The 20,202-nt window shown below is 50.1% G+C and carries 13 protein-coding genes; 8 read left to right on the top strand and 5 right to left on the bottom strand.

Annotated features, from left to right (window positions below):
* Nucleotides 1–24: 24 nt before the first annotated feature.
* Together gyrA and dnaB are read right to left on the bottom strand one after the other, a co-directional pair.
* Nucleotides 25–2,571 carry a DNA gyrase subunit A gene (gyrA, locus tag J4864_RS07025; RefSeq protein WP_211815095.1) on the bottom strand — a complete coding sequence of 849 codons (2,547 nt, stop codon included), beginning with the start codon at nucleotides 2,569–2,571 and terminating at the stop codon, nucleotides 25–27.
* Between the two features lie 986 nt (nucleotides 2,572–3,557).
* On the bottom strand, nucleotides 3,558–5,078 hold the full coding sequence (gene dnaB, locus J4864_RS07020; RefSeq protein WP_007366436.1) for a replicative DNA helicase: 1,521 nt from the start codon (nucleotides 5,076–5,078) through the stop codon (nucleotides 3,558–3,560).
* Nucleotides 5,079–5,175: 97 nt separating this feature from the next.
* On the opposite strand from dnaB, the gene ispE reads away from it, so the two are divergent.
* The 3 genes from ispE to J4864_RS07005 all read left to right on the top strand — a co-directional run bounded on the left by ispE (nucleotide 5,176) and on the right by J4864_RS07005 (nucleotide 12,426).
* Nucleotides 5,176–6,015 carry a 4-(cytidine 5'-diphospho)-2-C-methyl-D-erythritol kinase gene (gene ispE / locus J4864_RS07015; protein WP_211815094.1) on the top strand — a complete coding sequence of 280 codons (840 nt, stop codon included), beginning with the start codon at nucleotides 5,176–5,178 and terminating at the stop codon, nucleotides 6,013–6,015.
* A 21-nt stretch (nucleotides 6,016–6,036) separates the two neighbouring features.
* Nucleotides 6,037–9,336, top strand: coding sequence for a UvrD-helicase domain-containing protein (locus J4864_RS07010; RefSeq protein WP_211815093.1), 3,300 nt, complete (start codon nucleotides 6,037–6,039; stop codon nucleotides 9,334–9,336).
* Between the two features lie 213 nt (nucleotides 9,337–9,549).
* Nucleotides 9,550–12,426, top strand: coding sequence for a PD-(D/E)XK nuclease family protein (locus J4864_RS07005; protein WP_211815092.1), 2,877 nt, complete (start codon nucleotides 9,550–9,552; stop codon nucleotides 12,424–12,426).
* A 1,039-nt stretch (nucleotides 12,427–13,465) separates the two neighbouring features.
* Here the strand turns inward: J4864_RS07005 and J4864_RS07000 are convergent.
* The 3 genes from J4864_RS07000 to J4864_RS06990 all read right to left on the bottom strand — a co-directional run bounded on the left by J4864_RS07000 (nucleotide 13,466) and on the right by J4864_RS06990 (nucleotide 16,432).
* Entirely contained in the window at nucleotides 13,466–14,641 is a 1,176-nt protein-coding gene (locus J4864_RS07000) for an MFS transporter (RefSeq protein ID WP_211815091.1), read from the bottom strand.
* 206 nt (nucleotides 14,642–14,847) lie between these two features.
* Nucleotides 14,848–15,666 (bottom strand): 3-methyl-2-oxobutanoate hydroxymethyltransferase, encoded by an 819-nt coding sequence (gene panB / locus J4864_RS06995; protein WP_211815090.1) that lies wholly within the window; start codon nucleotides 15,664–15,666, stop codon nucleotides 14,848–14,850.
* A gap of 142 nt (nucleotides 15,667–15,808) precedes the next feature.
* Nucleotides 15,809–16,432: an HAD family hydrolase gene (locus J4864_RS06990; protein WP_211815089.1), complete on the bottom strand. Its 624-nt coding sequence runs from the start codon at nucleotides 16,430–16,432 to the stop codon at nucleotides 15,809–15,811.
* A 70-nt stretch (nucleotides 16,433–16,502) separates the two neighbouring features.
* Between J4864_RS06990 and J4864_RS06985 the strand changes: the two genes are divergently transcribed.
* The 5 genes from J4864_RS06985 to J4864_RS06965 all read left to right on the top strand — a co-directional run bounded on the left by J4864_RS06985 (nucleotide 16,503) and on the right by J4864_RS06965 (nucleotide 20,008).
* The gene (locus J4864_RS06985; RefSeq protein WP_211815088.1) at nucleotides 16,503–17,273 is read left to right on the top strand and encodes an RsiV family protein; all 771 of its coding nucleotides are present in this window, start codon (nucleotides 16,503–16,505) and stop codon (nucleotides 17,271–17,273) included.
* Nucleotides 17,274–17,388: 115 nt separating this feature from the next.
* Nucleotides 17,389–18,012, top strand: a complete 624-nt coding sequence (rsmG, locus tag J4864_RS06980; RefSeq protein WP_211815087.1) for a 16S rRNA (guanine(527)-N(7))-methyltransferase RsmG — start codon at nucleotides 17,389–17,391, stop codon at nucleotides 18,010–18,012.
* An 84-nt stretch (nucleotides 18,013–18,096) separates the two neighbouring features.
* Entirely contained in the window at nucleotides 18,097–18,741 is a 645-nt protein-coding gene (locus tag J4864_RS06975) for an MBL fold metallo-hydrolase (RefSeq protein WP_211815086.1), read from the top strand.
* 26 nt (nucleotides 18,742–18,767) lie between these two features.
* The gene (gene ruvC, locus J4864_RS06970; RefSeq protein WP_211815085.1) at nucleotides 18,768–19,343 is read left to right on the top strand and encodes a crossover junction endodeoxyribonuclease RuvC; all 576 of its coding nucleotides are present in this window, start codon (nucleotides 18,768–18,770) and stop codon (nucleotides 19,341–19,343) included.
* Nucleotides 19,344–19,492: 149 nt separating this feature from the next.
* The gene (locus J4864_RS06965; protein WP_211815084.1) at nucleotides 19,493–20,008 is read left to right on the top strand and encodes a hypothetical protein; all 516 of its coding nucleotides are present in this window, start codon (nucleotides 19,493–19,495) and stop codon (nucleotides 20,006–20,008) included.
* The last annotated feature ends 194 nt before the right edge of the window (nucleotides 20,009–20,202 follow it).

Raw genomic sequence — 20,202 nt, 5'->3', positions numbered from 1 at the left:
CGGTGATTTCTTTGAATTATAATTTTATACGGAGGCGGTGTCGTTTTTGATGTCTTCACTGTTCTTCGCCCACTGCTCGCGGCTTTCCTCTTCTACCTGTGATTCCATTTCAGAACTCATCACCTTGCATACGGATGCAATGACATCATTCTTCTTGGCGAGGTTGATCAGCCGGACACCCTGTGTGGCGCGTCCCATGACACGGCACTCGGCGACAGACATACGGATGACAATGCCGCTTTTGTTGATGATCATCAGGTCGTTCGCATCAGTGACGTTCTTGATGGCGACGAGCTTGCCTGTCTTGTCCGTGATGTTCAGGGTCTTGACCCCCTTTCCGCCACGGTTCGTCAACCGGTAGTCCGCAACCTGTGAGCGTTTTCCGTAGCCCTCTTCCGAAACTACCATTACCGTCTCGTTGACAGGGTCATTGACAACAATCATGCCGACAACCTCATCCTGACCGTCCTCATCCAGACGCATGCCGCGCACACCGGTCGAGACACGTCCCATGCTTCGGATCTTCGACTCGTCAAAACGGCAGGCGCGGCCGTTGCGGTCAGCCATGATCAGCTCGTTCTTGCCGTTTGTCAGACGTACGTCTACCACCTCGTCGCCCTCATTGATGTTGATGGCGATCACACCGTTCGTACGCGGGCGGGAGTAGGCCCGTAAGGATGTCTTCTTGACGATGCCCTGCTTTGTGGCAAATACCACGAAGTGCGAATCCAGGAACTCTTCATTGTCAAGACCACGGATGCGCAGGAAAGCATTTACAGAGTCGCCCGGATCAAGTGAGAGCATATTCTGGATGGCACGTCCCTTTGAGTTCTTGTCGCCCTCAGGGATGTCGTAACACTTCATCCAGTAGCAACGTCCCTTACGGGTGAAGAAGAGCATCGTCTGGTGCATCGTCGCCGGATAAATATATTCTGTGAAATCCTTGTCACGTGTGCGGGCACCTTTCGATCCCACGCCGCCACGAGCCTGCTCCTTGAAGTCGGCGAGCGGAGTACGCTTGATATAGCCGAGGTGGCTGATGGTGATGACGACAGGGTCGTTGGGATAGAAGTCCTCTGCATTGAACTCGTGCTCGTCAGGGATGATTTCCGTACGGCGGTCATCGCCATATTTCTCCTTTACCTCCTGCAGCTCTGCCTTCATCACTTCTTTACAACGCTCCGGGTTGTCCAGAATCTCCTGCAGGTCCTTGATGGTCTGCATAAGTTCCTCAAATTCCTGGTGCAGCTGATCGAGACGCAGACCCGTCAGCTGGGACAGACGCATATCGACAATTGCCTTGGACTGCAGTTCGTCGAAACCGAAACGCTCCTCAAGGTTCTTCTGTGCCTCGGAAGGTGTCTTGCTGGCACGGATAAGATGAACTACCTCGTCAATATTGTCGCAGGCTTTTATCAGAGCCTCCAGGATATGTGCACGCTCCTGCGCCTTCTTCAAGTCGAATTGGGCACGGCGGATGGTGACGTCATGACGATGCTCAACGAAGTACTTGATGCACTCACGCAGGCTCAACAGGCGTGGACGCCCGCCCACCAGTGCGATGCAGTTCACGGAGAACGAACTTTGCAGCGCCGTCATCTTGAAGAGCTTGTTGAGGATGACATTCGCATTGGCATCACGCTTCACGTCGACGACAATCCGCATCCCCTGGCGGCCCGTTTCATCGTTTACATTCGAGATACCCTCGATTTTTCCTTCCTTTACCAGATCGGCAATGTATTCAATAAGCTGCTGCTTGTTGACTCCATAAGGAATCTCTGTAACAACAATCTTGTCGTGGCTCTCATCGCTCTCAATCTCAGCCTTGGCACGCATCACGACACGTCCGCGTCCTGTCTCGTAGGCATCTTTTACGCCCTGAAGACCATAAATATAAGCCCCTGTAGGGAAGTCTGGAGCAGGAATGAACTCCATCAGTCCGTCTGTAGAAATATCCGGATTGTCGATATAGGCACAGCAGCCGTCAATCACCTCGCCGAGATTATGCGTAGGGATATTCGTCGCCATGCCCACGGCAATGCCGTTACCGCCGTTTACCAGCAGGTTGGGAATTTTCGTAGGCATCACGGCAGGCTCGCGCAGCGTATCGTCGAAGTTGTTGACCATGTCCACCGTATCCTTCTCGATATCGTCCATGACGTGCTCACCCATCTTTGAGAGGCGGCATTCCGTGTAACGCATCGCAGCGGCAGAGTCACCGTCGACAGAACCGAAGTTTCCCTGCCCGTCAACCAACTTATAGCGCATATTCCACTCCTGTCCCATACGCACAAGTGCGCCGTAGACGGAAGAGTCACCATGAGGGTGATATTTTCCGAGCACCTCACCGACGACGCGGGCACATTTCTTATAAGGCTGGTTGCTGAAGTTGCCGATACCACGCATACCGAAGAGGATACGCCGGTGGACAGGCTTGAAGCCGTCACGGACATCAGGGAGGGCACGTGCCACAATCACCGACATAGAATAGTCGATGTAGGAGCTTTTCATCTCCTCCTCGATGTTGATCTTCATGATTCTGTCCTGATCAATTGTCTGATTTTCGTCCATTATATTATATTGTTATAAATTCCATGGAAACAAAAGCTCATCGCCGAAAGGCCGAAATCGTCTACAATAGCCTTTATTTTCGCCCAGAGCCGTTTTCTTTCATTTTCAAGGTGTAAAGATACGAATATTTTTCCACACCACAAAACGCTTAGAACGAAAAAACATTATTTAAGCATTGCGTAAAGACAGGCTGGACGCCTCTTTTGAAAACGGACTTTATATCACTCCATATTTGGGAAGAATCAAAAATACTGCTTTTCTTTATCCGGAAAGCGGTCGGTTCTTTTCCCTTTGGCCGCTGTCTGTGGAAAGGGAAAACGATGCCTGACGGAACGCATCGCCAGCCTGTCCATTCTTACCCATGCCCGCTTGATTTCCAAACGGGCGTTACTTGCGTTCCAACCAACGCCTGATTGAGCCTCAATCGGGCGTTGGTTGGAACGCAAACAAGCACCTTTTGAAAAGGACTTGCTAACCAACTGGTTACAAACGGCTTATAAAAACAAGAAAAGATGGTCTAAACATATCTTCATCGAAGGGACTTCATCCTCTTCAAACATATATGCGATAGGCAATCTCCGGGTACAAGGAGCAAATTATCAGGACAAAAGAAACATTTTCCATCAATATACGGTCAGACGAGCGAAGGAGGTACTGACAGCTCCGCCTGCTCGGCCGGAAAAACAGACGAAAACCTTGTCAGATGTTCCGCATACATAAGGAGTATGCAGAACTGACAGAATCAGACGACAGGTCCTATCGAATCCCGTGGGGAAATGCTTTATGACAGGTTCTAAAATATACACAGACAGACGGGTGGCTATGGAAGCCTCTCGTCTCAACATAGATGGTTCTTGCATGCAGATCCTCCAGCTTTCTCTTTCACTGCCGCATGGCACCCGCCATACCGCTTTCAACAAGAAGGAGACCGCCGCCTAAAAAGACGAATATCAATCAGAGGTGTCCTCCAGAAGCTGCCTTTCTATTCAAAAAGGTGCTCGCAGATCACCACTGGGAGGCGGCGGCAGCGGTCCATCATTCATCTTGCTGCCGATAATCTCTCCTCCCAACGCATCATCGGGCATCGGTACGGAGAGAGCCGCATCCTCCGGATTGGCAAAGCGGGTATATTCGCCACGGAAGTTCAGGAGCACGTCTCCTGTCGCACCCTTACGGTGCTTGGCGATGATGATCTGCGCCATGCCATGCAGGTCATTCCCTTTTTCGTCCTGCAGGATATGGTAATATTCCGGCCGGTGTACGAAAAGCACCATATCGGCATCCTGCTCAATGGCACCCGACTCACGCAAGTCGCTCAGCTGCGGCCGTTTTCCCTCCACGCCCTCACGTTGTTCTACGGCACGGCTCAGCTGCGAGAGAGCCAGCACGGGGATGTTCAGTTCCTTGGCAAGTCCCTTCAGAGAGCGGCTGATGGTCGACACCTCTTCCTGCCGGCTGTTGAAACGCATTCCATTGGCATTCATCAGCTGAAGGTAGTCGATCATCAGAATCTGAATGTCATGTTCGCGTACCAGCCGGCGCGCCTTCGTCCGGAGCTCGAAGATGGAAAGCCCGGGGGTATCATCAATATAAATAGGTGCTCCCTGCAGCTTCCGGATGTTCGAGTCGAAGCGTTCCCATTCGTCATTCGTCAGCTGTCCGTTGAGAATCTTGCTGCCCGGGACGGAACAGACATTGGAAATCAGACGGTTCACAAGCTGCACATTGTTCATCTCAAGGGAGAAGAAAGCGATCGGCTTGCGGTAGTCGACGGCGATATTCTTCGCTATGCTGAGTGCGAAGGAGGTCTTACCCATGGCCGGCCGCCCGGCGATGATGACGAGATCGGAGGCCTGCCAGCCCGCCGTAATCTTGTCAAGGTCGTGGAAGCCGCTGGGGACTCCCGTCAGTCCACCCTTGTTGTTGGCAGCCTTGAGCAGCAGCTGGTGAGCCTGCTCCACGACGGTATCGATCTGCACGTAATCCTGCAGCATGTTCTTCTGGGAGATCTCGAACAGTGCGCCTTCGGCTTTCTGCATCAGGTCATCCACGTCGACCGTCTCGTCGAAGGCATCCGTCTCGATCATCGAAGCAAACTGGATCAGCTGGCGGGCGAGGAACTTCTGTGCAAGGATGTGCGCATGATACTCTATGTGGGCAGAGGACGCCACATTGGAACTCAGCTCCACGATGTAGGCAGGGCCGCCGATTTCTTCCAGCGTCCCTTTCCGGCGGAGTTCCTCGACGACCGTCATGATGTCGACAGGCTTCTCCTGCAGGTTCAACGACTGTACCGCCTCATAGATTTTCTGATGGCGGGCTTCATAGAAGGTCTCCGGCCTGATCAGTTCGGACACGACCGTAAAGGCGTCCTTGTCTATCATAAGGGCACCCAAGACAACCTTCTCTATATCTGTCGCCTGCGGCTGCAGATGACCAAAGGTTGTGTCGATGGGAGCCTGACGGCTCCTGCGACTGCTTTTGCTGTTACTATTTCTTTCCGGCATTTGGCGACAAATTTACAAAAAATATTCCATTCGGTACACCAATATTCCAACCTTTTACTATCTTTGCAAAATAATTCTTAAAACAACATTTCAGACTATGATTACATTTCCCTGCTGCAAAATCAACCTTGGATTAAACATTGTTGCCAAACGTCCTGACGGCTATCACGACCTTGAGACGGTATTCTACCCTGTTCCGCTCTGTGATGCACTCGAGATAAAGAAGATGGATGAAGAATTTCCGTCTCCTACGCCTATTGACCTCAAGGTGACGGGAAATGCCGTCGGCTGTGACGAGAACAAAAACCTGGTCGTGAAGGCCTACCATCTTATTGCCCGCGACTACGCCCTCCCCCGCGTCCACGCACACCTGGTCAAACGCATCCCCATGCAAGCCGGACTCGGCGGCGGTTCTTCGGATGCGGCATACATGATCCGGCTGCTTGACGAACGCTTCCGCCTGAATATGGGAAGTGCCGAGATGGAACGCTACGCAGCACAGCTGGGGGCGGACTGTGCCTTCTTCGTCCGTTCCGAGATCGCCTTTGCGACAGGTGTCGGCGATATTCTCGCCCCCGCAGACGATGAAAACTGCAATCTGGAAGGATATTATCTTGTACTGATAAAGCCGGGGACTGATGTAGCTACTGCCGAAGCATACGCAGGAGTCACGCCTAAAAAACCCGCCAAATGCTGCCGTGACATCGTCCGGCAGCCCATCGACACATGGCGCAATGAACTGACGAACGATTTTGAGGCCTCTGTCTTCGCCAGACACCCGGAACTTGCAGCCGTGAAGAAGACCCTGTACGACCGCGGGGCTATCTATGCACAGATGTCCGGCAGCGGAAGTACGATCTTCGGCATCTTCGGCCAGCGCCCTGCCGCCTTGGAGAAGGACTTCCCGGGAATGTTCATCTATTGTGTCCGCCTCTAATCCCGGTATTGCCGTCAGAAGATGGAGAAAGCGTTGACAGTATACAAAGCATCGGCCGGATCAGGAAAGACCTTCACCCTGGCATCCGAATATATCGCCCTGGTGATAAAGAATCCGCAGGACTATAAGAAAATCCTTGCCGTGACCTTTACCAACAAAGCGACACAGGAAATGAAAATGCGCATCCTATCGCAACTCTATGGCATCGCCCATGGCCTTTCCGATTCGCAGGCGTACTTCGACCAGGTCGTGAAAAATACCGGATTCCCTGAGACGACCATCCGTGAGCATGCAGCTGAAGCGCTCTCCCTGCTTACCCACCATTATAATGAGTTCCGTGTACAGACGATTGACGCTTTCTTCCAGTCTGTGCTGCGCAACCTTGCGCACGAGCTCAATCTGACGGCCAACCTCCGCATCGACCTCAACGACGACCAGGTGGAAGCACAGGCCGTAGATGAAATGATCAACAGCCTGGAGGAGGGAGAAGAAGTGCTGAAATGGATTCGTGACTACATAGACAAAAACATCGAGGATGACCAGGGATGGAATGTAATCAATCAGATAAAAGAGTTCGGTAAAAATATCTTCAAGGATTTCTACAAGGATCACCAGAAGGAACTGGACGAGCGTTTCAGAGAAGAGAATTTCTTTGACGGACTGATCACCGACCTGCGCAAACGGCGAGCTTCAGCACAGAAATGCCTGAATGACCATGCGTCGCAAATGCTGGGGAAAATACATGAGGCACACCTTGACGACCAGAACCTGTTCAACAACAAGTCAAGAGGGATCTATCCGTACATCGTCAGACTGGCGAAAGAGAAGCCTTCCAGTGTCGGTGCGCCCAAATATGTGAATGCCTGCATCGAGGATGCCGGAAAGTGGCCGTCAGGCGACTGCCCGGCAGCGGAGAAATCCGCCATTACCGACCTTGCGTCAACCGCATTGTGTGCAGACCTGAAGCTTCTGGAAAGATACAGGACAGAGGGATGGAAGGAATACCAATCCTCCAACCTCACGCTGACGCATCTCTCCCAGCTCAGACTTCTCCATGCAATATCCGAAGCTGTCGATGAAATCAATAAAGACACGAACCGGTTTATGCTAAGCAACACACAATCATTGCTCAGCACACTGATGAGAGACTCCGATACGCCTTTCGTCTTCGAGAAGATGGGAGCCTATCTGAAACACATCATGATTGACGAGTTTCAGGACACAAGTACGATTCAATGGAAGAACTTCCGGAAGCTGCTTGACAACTGCATGGCACAGATCGACTCGCACAATCTGATTGTGGGTGATGTCAAGCAGAGCATCTACCGCTGGCGGCAAGGAGACTGGAAACTGCTGAACAACATCGAACATGACTTCCACGACGAACAGATAAGAATACAGCCGCTTGACACCAACTACCGTTCGGAGGAGAACATCATCCGATTCAACAATGCTTTCTTCTCACTGGCCGTAAGTCGGACGGTAAAGGAATTGGAGACTGATGAAATCCGAGATGCCGACCAACTGACAGAAGCCTATCAGGAGATCGAACAGCATCCTAAGAAAAACGACGGAAAGGGCTGTGTCCGTGTGAAACTATTTTACTGCGGTAGAAACGAAAAGGAATATAGAGAAAACATACTCGGCGAGCTGACCGACAATGTACGTGAGCTCCTTTCACACGGTTACAAGCAGAAAGACATCGCCATCCTCGTACGGTCAAAAGGAGTCATACAGGCAATTGCAGACGAGTTTCTACACGAGTTCGGCACGGAAGTCGGCATCGTTTCCGACGAGGCCTTCCGCCTGGATGCCTCTTTGGCAGTGAATGTGATTGTCTATGCCCTTCACCTGCTGACACACCGTGAGGACAGACTCACGGAAAGCAAGCTCGTCAAACTCTATCAGCAACAGGTTCTGCAGACGGGGATGGACGACAACACACTGTTCGTTGACAATGATACGCCATCCACAAGGAGCTTGCTGCCAAAAGGTTATACAAGCAGGTTTGAGACTTTGTTAAGGATGTCGCTCGTTGACCTTGTCGATGAGATATACGCCCTTTTCAACCTTGACCGACTCGAAGGGCAGAGTGCGTATGTCTGTACTTTCTATGATACGCTGAATGAATACCTGCGCGATCATCCTGCGGATATAGACGATTTCATCGAAGAATGGGACAACACACTTTCGAGCAATACCATCCAGAGTGACGAGGTGGACGGAATACGCCTGATCACCATCCACAAAAGCAAGGGACTGGAATACGACAATGTGCTGATTCCATTCTGCGACTGGGATTTGGAAAAAAAGTCGGGGAACACGATATGGTGCCCGGGAGACGACAAGGAGATGCCTTATGGAAAACTGCCGCTTATTCCCGTAGACTTTTCGAAGAACAGCATGATGGGCACCGTGTATGAAAACGACTATAAAGAAGAACATCTGCAGAATACCGTGGACAACATGAATCTGCTCTATGTTGCCTTTACCAGGGCTGGCAAGAACCTCTTTATCAAAGGGAAAAGAGCTCCCAAAAAGAGATTCAAGGAACTTCAGGAGGGCGGTACGGCTTCCAACCGTTCACAGATCATACAACTCATTCTCAATGATCTTACTGCCGAACTCCATGGAGCGACACTTGAAGACCGGGGGGAGAAAGAACCGCTCGTCTTTGAAATGGGCAGTCTGTCGGACAGCACACAGAAGGCCGGGAAAGGACGGCACTCCACCAATCCCTTTGAGATCACACCAGAGACCCACACGCTGAAAATCGAGACATTCCCTCACCCCGTAAGTTTCCGTCAGAGCAATAAAAGCCACGATTTTATCAACGGAGAAGATCTTGAGCTCCCGGATGCGAACCGTTATATAAAGATGGGGAATATTCTCCACCAGCTGTTTTCCACGATCCTTACCGATTCTGATATCCAGCCCCGACTGAAGGAACTTGAGCAAGCGGGAATCGTCTACAATGATGAGGTCACATCGAAAGAACTCAAGGAACGAATCTCGCAAGCCCTGAAAAATGAACAGGTGAAAAGCTGGTTCAGCCCTCGTTGGAAGCTATTTAACGAGTGTACGATCCTTGAATATGACAAAGAGACCGGGGAAGTCCGTGAACACCGGCCGGACCGTGTCATGACCGATGACAAGGAGATGATCGTTGTCGATTTCAAGTTCGGCAAGCCTCGCAAGGAATATCGTGAACAGGTACAAAGATACATGAAGCTGCTTACATCCATGGAGTACCGGCAGGTGTCAGGCTATATCTGGTATGTCGTCAGAAATGAAGTAGTCCCCGTTCCCACTCTCCCTTGACCCTCTGTTTCCCTAAAGGAACAGTACTCCCGAGTACCCGGAAAATCCGTTGCAGACATTGGAACCGACGATTCCGAGTATCGGAGGCCTTACATACAGAACACCTGGCAACCTATTGTAAATAAACGGGTCAGTAAAGTACAGCTAAATAAAAGAAACAAGTTGATGAAGTCAGTCTTCCATCGTCTCTGAAGGAAGTCTAAGTTTTAAAATATGATTACATTCCTTGAATACGTAGCACAAGACCTGCTTGACAAGTACGGAACGGACATGTCGGGCATAGCAGTCGTCTTTCCGAACAAACGGGCATCCCTCTTCCTGAACCAGGCATTGGCACGGATGGCCGGACGGCCGCTCTGGAGTCCAGCCTATATTACGATTTCTGATTTCTTCCGCCAGCACTCCGAACTGACCGTGGCCGATCCCATCAAAAGTATATGCGACCTCTACAAAACATATGGAGAGGTGACCGGCAATGTGGGAGAGACGCTTGACCAGTTTTACGGATGGGGACAGCTGTTGTTGGCCGACTTCGATGACATCGACAAGAATATGGCAGATGCACACAGGGTATTCTCCAATATCCGTGACCTCAGGGAATTGGACGACCTCAGCTATCTCAACGAGGAGCAAAAGGCTGAACTGCACCGTTTCTTCGCCAATTTCGACGACAACCCTGAGGGGCTCAAGGAGAGATTCATCATGCTGTGGGGACGATTAAATGATATATACAACCAATTCAAGAAGAAACTTCATTCACAAGGACTTGCCTATGAAGGAATGCTTTATAGAGAAGTCGTTGAAGAGGACGATATCCAAACGCAATACAAACATTATGTATTTGTCGGTTTCAACGTCCTTCAGAAAGTTGAACAGCGACTCTTCAAACGCTTCAAAGATGAAGAAAAGGCGAGCTTCTATTGGGATTATGACCGCTATTATATGAGGCGGACGAACGAGGCCGGCAACTATATCAGGCGGTGGCTCGACCGGTTTCCCAATGCTCTTCCGAACGACTGCGATGACCTGTACGAAAATCTCGACAAGGAGAAAGAAATCAGCTTCATCTCTGCACCGACAGAGAATCTACAGGCACGGTTCATTACCGAGTGGCTGCGTGATGGAGACAGATACAAAGACGGAAAACGCACTGCCATCGTACTTTGCGATGAACATCTGCTGCAGACCGTCATCCACTGTATTCCAAACGAAGTGGAGTCGCTCAATGTGACCACCGGATATCCTCTACAGCAGACTCCGATAGCCTCCATGGTGACGCAATTGCTGACACTCCAGACAGAAGGGTTCTCCGTACAAGAGCAAGGTTACAGACTACATTACGTAAACAGGGTGCTGCGACATCCCTACGGCAAGTATCTTGTTCCGGATGTGGCCGAGGTCATCGAGAGGCTGAACAAGGAAAGGCGGTTTTACATCATCCCGCAGGCCGGCTCTCTCTTTGAATATCATCCGGGCGACAGACGGCATCTGCCGGCCTTGGTCGATTGGCTTGCCAAAACCATCCGTACCATTGGAGTGAATGGAGCCGCAGACAAAGACCCGCTCTTTGAAGAGTCAATATTCCGTATGTTCACTCTGCTCACAAGGCTAAGTGACCTGATGGCAAGCGGCGATCTCGAAGCAGACAAGATCATTTTCCGACGCCTGCTGACACAACTCATCGCAGCCACAAGCATCCCCTTCCATGGCGAACCGGCACGAGGCGTACAGGTGATGGGCGTACTGGAAACGCGTAACCTTGATTTCGACCATGTGCTCGTGCTTTCCTGCAATGAAGGCAATATGCCCAAAGGAGTTGACGACTCGTCGTTTATCCCCCATCTCATCCGCAAAGCATACGACCTGACCACTATTGAAAATAAGGTTTCCATCTACAGTTGCTATTTTCACAGTCTGATCCAACGGGCGAAAGACATAACTTTCCTCTACAACAATTCCACAAAAGGAAGCAGGACAGGGGAAATGAGCCGTTTCATGTTACAGCTGATGGTGGAATGGAACCATCCCATCCACCGGCAGACTCTGCAAGCAGGGCAGGAACCCATGCACTGTGAAGCTCATGCAGTGAAGAAAGATGAAGCCGTACGCAGGAAGCTCGATGGAATCAGTTATTTTTCACCGACTGCCATCAATACATATATCAGCTGCCCATTAAAGTATTACTTTAAATACATTGCCGGAATCAAAGAAAACGATGAGACGGATGTTGATGATGTCGACAACAGGATGTTCGGTAATATCTTCCATGCCGCTGCCCAGCTCATGTACGAGAAATTGCTTCCGAAGGAGGTCATCACGGCCAAGGACATTGATTACCTGCTAAAGACCGGGAAGAGCGCCCGCCCGACCCCAGCCGGACACATTCCCGCTACACTGGACGATGTCGTAGACGAGGCGTTCGCAACGGAGCTATTCCATCAGCAGGCAGGCAGCAGGAAACATCCGAAACTCAACGGTCTTCAGCTGATCAACCGCGAGGTCATCATCAAGTACCTTCATCAACTACTGCGGATAGACAGGCGGATGACCCCATTGTGTGTAATCGGTCATGAATTCGATGTGAGACAGACATTGACCGTCAAGGTCAACGGAACCGAAAAGCAGATAGAAACCGGCGGGCGAATCGACCGTCTCGATGAAATATGTCTCAATACAGACTGCTCTCGCCTACGTGTCGTCGACTATAAAACAGGAGGAAAGGCTGCAGAACCGTTGAAGAACGTCGATGAAATCTTTGACCCGAAGAACATCGGGAAGAAAAGCGACTACACAATGCAGGCCATGCTTTACAGTCTCATCGAGGCCCGACATGATCCTGAGCACAATCCCGACCATCGTCCCGTAAGTCCCGCACTGCTTTTCATCCAGCATGCAGGGGGCAAAGACTACAGCCCGGTGCTGTCCATGGACGGTGAAGAAATTACGGATGCCACCATATACGAGAAGGACTTCTTCAGGAACCTCACGGAGAAACTGGAGGAAATCAACAATCCGGACATAGCTTTCGTCCCGACAGACGACTGGGACCGGTGCAAGTATTGCCCTTACAAACAGATGTGTGGACGATAGACAAGAATATAGCTGCGACGGACGATACGATGCAAGCCCTCAGTGCGTCTGGTGTTTGCGAGCGGTACAATGCGTATTGGGCATCAACACATCGGCTGGAAACGGCAAGACGAGGGGATTCCTGCCGTTATGACGGAAAGTGAATGGCTGACTGATTCAGGGAAGGTTTGCCGGACGGCAATCGCATTGGATATGTGTACTCTAAATCGAAGAGCTGACAATCAGAAAACACCTGTATCTCCGGCAAGGGGGGATAATACGGGGTGTACACCACCCACATTGATACAGTCTTTGCTCAATGCGGATGAGACAGAAGCCGTGGAGAGTCCGGAATCTCATCATGGAAACGCCAATACGGCTTGAAGCATGAAAAAACGGAGCGTGATAAATGGAAAAGAAAAAAGGTTCTTCCGTTAAATGCGTGTATGCTTTTCGTATAGCTTCAACGGAAGACCGAAGTTAATCACTAAACAAAACACAGCAAGATCGTCTTGGCTGGCTATTCTATCATCATCATCCGATACAAAGACCTTTTCAATTTAATCTGTTGAAATCAGAGAAGGTCTTGAAAAACCATTACATAATTTCAAATGGATCAGCTGCAAATATAAAAAACACGTTCAAAAAGCAGGTTTGCAACCGGCAGTCAATCAATTGGTTGTGAAGCCGTTCAAAAAGGTGCTTGATTGGACTTCAAAAGGGCGTTGGTAACACGCTAAAAAAGCACCTGTTGCAAGTCAATCAGGCATCTTTTAGAAGCCAGAAGGGCATGTGTTGCTTTGCGTTGCATGAAAACAGTTTACAAACACCGATGATATGGGAATAATTGTCCGTAGAAGACGGAAAGACATGCTGATGTACAGGCATCGTATCAATTTGCCTTTTCTGCATTTTACCTTGTAGTTTACACTCCTTTGCAAGGCCATCTGATTTCGGACAGTCATACCCTGCAAGTGTATAAGCCCTTTATTCTTCTAATCTATGCATTTAACGGAAGAACCGAAAAAGACGTCCGTCTCGGCTTATTCCCTCTTTTTCCTTACCGGTTTTTATGTGCAATGTACCATTTATGGACAAAGGCCACATAGAGGATCAAGGTTGCTGCAAGAATCCCGAGGCACGTCCACAGTACAGGAGCGGGAGAACAGTTGAACAGGCCGAAGGAAGCCATCAGCCCCCCTCCAATCCCGGTCTCCCAGGCAAGCAGATAGGTGCTCTGACTTGTTCCGCGCTGGCAATGGTCGGACAGCTTGATAAAGAACAGCAGGAACCTGCTTCCTGTCACGCCAATTCCGAAACCCATGAGGAGAGGAGCGATATAGCCGACACTCTCCCGACTGTGCGTTATCAGGAGCAAGACCGCAATCCCCATCGCCGTCATCCCGGTAGTCGCCTCACTTCGGAGGTCGGCATCAGCAAAAGCATACCGCTCGGCAAGAAGCGCCATGAAAAAACCCAGCATGACAAATTCATAAAAGCGCAGGCTGTGTGCAAGGGTCAGTACAAGGGCTGCAGCAGCGGTAACCAGCATGACGTTTAGGAACAGCCAGTGACTGTCTTTCAAAAGGAAACGGTCGAAAGAAAAGCGGTGGAGATCCTCGTTCGGCATACGGAAGGGAAAACGAACCAGACAGACGAATATGAAGGAGAGAAACTGACAGGCGCAGGAAAGGAGAAGCACCGATCCGAATTGACCATGCCGGTAGACCAGAAGCCCCGCCAAAGGACCGAGGGCAAGGGCGAACCGGCCAAACCATGTTGCTGCATGATTGGCTTCCGTGCGGTGTACAGCCTCCACGGTGTCGATGATCAAAGTACCGAGAAGTACGAGCTGAGACAGACCATAGAATGCTCCTTGCAGCAGCCGGAGCAGCAGAAGCAGTGCATAATCGACAGAATCATCCGGACGTGTATTCAGATAGTAGAAAACCCCCGTGACAGCACACAATGCCAAAGTCGACACACAGAACACGTTCTTACGGCGATAGCGTTGCACGAGATAACCCGACATACATCCGAACAGATACAGCCCTGCAAAGAAGATTCCAAGCACCCATGCTATCTGAAGATGCGTATATCCCCATGCCTTCATTCGCAGTGGAATTACGGGAAGAAGCATATAAGAAGACATCGCCAGCAGGAGGTTTGCCATCGCCAGCATCCAGAAACGCTTGTTCCAGAGTCTGACGTGAACAGGTATGTTTTGAGTGTCCATGACCTTTATTTTATGGTAGAATCAAAGTTCTATAATCATTTGACAGACAGGAGTAAGGATCCCCTTCTGCCTATATGCTTATCCTTTATCGGTCGACGCAGGCAACCCATCTTGCCACGTTTTCATCCTATTGTCCGGCTCCGTAACCGGAATCATGCCCTGTCTGACGGTGTAAAGACACAAGCCGGTCTGCGGGTTGTTGCATCTCAATAGGACTCCGCATCCGATGGGAAAGTAACTTCTTTCACACATCTGATATACGCCTGTACCCCATCTGTCATACATTGATGGACATTGGCGAAATGGCGTAGGAACTTAGGTTTGAACCCCTGGGTCATGCCGAGTGCATCCGCATAGACAAGCACCTGACCGTCTGTCCCGTTCCCCGCACCGATACCGATGGTCGCGGCTTTAACCAGCGTTGTCACCTTGGCGGCGAGAGCAGCGGGCACCTTCTCGAGCGTGATGGCGCTCACGCCGGCAGCATCAAGGGCAAGCGCATCATCCATGAGCTTCTGTGCTTCGGCTTCCTCTTTTGCACGGAGACCGTAGCCGCCGAGCCTGTGTATGCTCTGAGGAGTAAGGCCGAGGTGTCCGACAACGGGAATCCCCGCTGCTATGATTCCTCTTACGGTATCGACGATTTCCGTGCCGCCTTCCATCTTGACTGCTCCTGCACCTGTCTCCTTGATGATGCGGATGGCATTGCGTATTCCATCTTCCCGGCTTACCTGATAAGATCCGAAAGGCATATCACAGACGACCAGACATCGCTGGCAGGCACGTACGACAGCACGTGCATGATAAATCATCTCGTCTACAGTGATCGGGGTTGTATCCTGATTGCCGGCCATCACATTGGATGCTGAATCGCCGACGAGAATGCTGTCTATGCCAGCTGCATCGATGATTCCCGCCGTAGTGTAGTCATAGGCCGTCATCTGGGTAATCTTCTCCCCTGCCGCTTTCATCTCCAGCAGCGTCCTGGCCGTTACCTTTTTCTTGTCTGTTGTTAAATATCCCATATACCTGTTCTTGTCTCCGGATTCACAATCAACAATTCCGGTTCATATTTACCTTCTGTGATCCAGAACATACATTCTTGCTCCTCCTGTCATAGAATCACGGACTGCAAGCCCTGCGTTCAGGCTGCAAAGTTACCTCTTTTTAATCATCCGACAAAGTGAATCCCTCATAATTACGGATGACCTCATGGGTATAGCGCCTGATGTCAGCTGCCGGATTGGTGGTTGCAAGACCTATGACCCGTGCACCGGAAGAGATGCCGGAACATAAGCCGTTGACACTGTCTTCAAAGACCACACATGCCTCGACGGGGACATTGAACCGGGCTGCAGCCCTGAGATAACAGTCTGGCGACGGTTTGCTTTCAGCGAAGTCTTCCGACGTGAGGATGGCATCAAAATAATCCTTGAACTCCGGATGGGATCTGTAGACATTCCGCATCTTGTCAAGATTGGAACTCGTCACGACCGCCGTCCTTAGTCCTTTACTTCTGAGGTCTTTTACAAACGATTCAAAACCAGAAACATAATGATATGGCATATTCTGCTCATATACATCCAGACGATGCGTAATCTGCCGTTGCACTTCTTCTTCCCCGGCAAAATACCGGTCGAAGATCTGTACCAGTGTCTGTCCCTTTATGGCATACTCGAAACCTTCGACGTCAGGACAATACCTGCGCCCCATTTCATGCCAGAACAAGGTGTATAAAGGTTCTGTATCGAACACGACACCATCCAAATCAAACAAACAAGCTTTTATCATTCTTTCCCTTTTATTATAAGATGTATAATGCAAAGTTACAAAAACTTTTTGTAACTTTGCCGTCTGTAATATGACAAAGAAGTTATTTTCAATCATTGCATTCTCCGCTGTCTTCCTGCTGACAACAGGAAGCTGCGGGCATCGGAAGAGCCCTCCCAAGAAGCTGGAGGTTTCTACAATAGTCGTGTCCGCAGACACGCTGGCTCGTCTTTCTGATGCGATACAGTGTCATGTTCATGTCGACTTCACCTGCCTGAAGGAACGGAAGTATGCTGCTGTCAATGACTCCTTGCTGCGAATGGGACTTCTGCAGCCTGATTATCTTTCTATCAGTTACGGTCCGCTCTCACCAAAGACGGCCATTCCCTCCTTCGTGCGCCAATATATAAGAGACTATATGGAAATGGCACGCCTCATACGTCAGAAGGAGAAAGGAAGAAGTCAACTGATTGGGGAACTGTCCATCAAGACAGAACTGAGGGCTGCGGCAGATCATTACGTCACAGCTGTCTCACATATCGCCATCAACAATGGAAACGGGAGGCTGACAAAGTACACAATAGCACGCAACTTCGATTTGAAAGACGGACACCGTGTCACCCTGTCGGAACATTTCGGAAAGGATGCCGGGGAGAAACTGACAGAGAAAATCATCGAAAGGCTGTCAAAACGTGAAGACATAGAGGACAACGATATTGAAAGGCTGCAATCGAAAGGATATTTCGTGGGCATTACTCCCTATCCATCCGACAATTTCATCCTTACGGATGATTCCACCGTGTTCATTTATACGCCCGGGGAAATCAGCCGGAAAGAAGTAAGCGTGGCGGTGGAAAATTGAGCTTGCTCGTCTGGTGGCACCTTGCAGACTCATCCGCCTCCTGTCAGATTCCCTCCGCCTGTTCCTCCGCTCCCTCGCACATTCACCTTGACATCCCCCGACATTCAACAAGACAATGACAGAAATAATAAGAAAATACTTCCCTCATCTCACTCCTCGACAGGAAGAACAGATTGCCGCACTCGACACACTGTATCATGACTGGAATGCCAAGATCAATGTCATATCCCGCAAAGACATTGACAACCTTTATGAACATCATATCCTGCATTCCCTGGCAATCGCCAAACGGATTCGCTTCCGGGAAGGAACAAATGTCCTCGACTTCGGCACGGGGGGCGGATTTCCCGGCATCCCGCTTGCCATTCTTTTTCCCGAGTCAAATTTCAAACTCATAGACGGGACAGGAAAGAAAATCAGGGTTGCCCGGGAAATTGCCGATTCCATCGGCCTCGAGAATGTTCTCCCCATGCACCAACGGGGCGAAGAGGAAAAGGGAAAGTTCGATTTCATCGTTTCGCGGGCTGTGATGCCTCTGCCTGAATTGATGAAAGTAGTCAAGAAAAATATTGCCTGCGACCAGCACAACGTACTTCCCAATGGCGTACTTGTCCTCAAAGGAGGCTGCCTTGACGAAGAATTGAGACCGTTCCGAAAGATTGCCGAAAAGACAGAATTGTCGCAATGGTTTGACGAAGCATGGTTTAAAGAGAAGTATCTCATCTATGTACCGGGATAATCCCCTGACGGAAAGACCTTCTCCCCCATGGCTCCCCTCCTCGTCCCTTCATCTGCGCTTCCTTACTATTCTACATAAACGCTTATGCTTAAAATCCAGACATTTGAAGTAAATCCTCTTCAGGAAAACTGTTACGTCGTCAGCGACGATACCAAAGAATGCGTCATCATCGATTGTGGTGCCTTCACGGAGAGTGAACAGAACACGGTCATCGACTACATAAAGAATAACGGACTGACACCCATCCACAATCTTGGCACACATGGACATCTTGACCATCACCTCGGTGATGCTGCGATTCTCAAAGCTTTCAAGCTGCTGCCGGAAGTGGATGAATGTGATGGCGTGTTCATGGAGAATCCGGAACAGGCTGCCAGCCAGATGCTGGGAATCACACTAAACGACCGACTCCCCGCCGGCAAGCTGAATCTCACTGAAAACAAGGAAATATCCTTCGGAGCACATACTTTCAGGATTATCCGTACGCCCGGACATTCGGGCGGTTCGGTTTCCTTCTATTGTGCGGAAGAGAATGTTCTCTTCACAGGCGATACCCTCTTTAAGGGAAGCATCGGGAGAACCGATTTCCCGGGTGGCAGCATGTTCCAGATCATCGGCAGCCTGAGAGAACTTGCACAGCTTCCAGACTCCACCGTCGTCTACCCGGGACATGGGCCTAAGACGACCATTGGATTTGAACTTGCCCACAATCCCTACATGGACCGTTGAGAAGCTTTGCATCAAAGTAATTCAGAATGCAGACAAGAAGTTCACAGACTGAAAAGATACTGCTGGGTATCGACCCGGGAACCAATGTCATGGGGTATGGCGTGCTGCGTGTCAGCGGCAACAAGGCGGAACTGGTCGTCATGGGAGTGATCGATATGCGCAAAGAGAGAGATGTGTACTTACGGCTGGGCAAGATCTTCGACCGTGTCACTGGCATCATCGATGAATTCCTGCCTGACGAACTTGCCATCGAAGCACCCTTCTTCGGGAAGAACGTGCAGTCGATGCTGAAACTCGGACGTGCGCAAGGCGTGGCCATAGCAGCAGCCATTCATCATGACGTCCCGATCAGTGAGTATGCCCCGTTAAAGATCAAACTGGCCATCACCGGGAACGGGTCGGCCTCTAAAGAACAGGTGGCGGGTATGTTACAGAAGCTGCTCCACCTGCGTGACGACCAGATGCCACACTTCATGGATGCTACAGATGCTGTCGCTGCTGCTTATTGCCATTTCCTGCAGATGAACCGTCCGACGACTGATGCCCGGCATTATGGTTCCTGGAAAGACTTTGCAAGGTCACATGCTGACCGGATAAGATGACCTTGTACGGCAGCCTGCATCTTCAAGGGAAACAGTGCCGGAGGCAGATGGTTAGGGCGGGGTTAGCTGTCCAACTTGTGCGGATTAGACCGGCATGGTAATCACATCGGGGAAAAAATATAGTAACAATATTAAAACTATCAAAGCGTATGAAAACTAAATTAATGGTACTGACATTCCTGTTCGCTTCACTGCTGACTGTAAATGCGCAACAGGAACGTGTCTCAAAACAGATTTATACCAGTGCTTACAAAGTAGCGACTGATTCCAAAGAGGATGTAGATGTACGTAAGGCGGCCTCATTCAAGGTCGACGCCATCACCTATCTGAATACCCGTACATTATCGGCTATCGTTGATACGACCCGGCAGCTGTCCAAAAAGGAAATCGCCCATCTCAATGCCCAGCTCGACTCCATGTCTTATTGCATGCACGAGTATGTCAACCTCTTTACACGCCAATACGCCCATGCGACAAAGCAACGGGACAGGGATCGCATTCTCAAGCTGTTCAAGGAGACGAGCATCAATCATCCGTTGTATAATGATCCCGACCAAGACCTTGTGCTGGCTTATTTCAACCGTGAAGATTACCTTACGCAGTTCTCGCTCGATACAGACTGGATTGCAGCACTCGCGGAAGTAAAAAAGAAACTTGCAGAATAATCTTACAGAGAGGCGGGTGCGTCAAGACACAGAATCCGTGGAGAGTCTCCTTTCATAATGACAGCTTCTATCCTTCAGAAACATTAAAACAACCGCTACCATCGAGTTATCAGCTCTCTGGCAGCGGTTGTTCTTTATACATGACAGCTGTCTTTGGCTGAAATCGCATCCCGACACACCCCCGAATGTATCAA

Origin of the sequence: Prevotella multiformis, assembly GCF_018127985.1 — a bacterium.
Taxonomy (GTDB): Bacteria; Bacteroidota; Bacteroidia; order Bacteroidales; family Bacteroidaceae; genus Prevotella; species Prevotella multiformis.
This window is presented reverse-complemented; position numbering and strand designations above follow the sequence as displayed.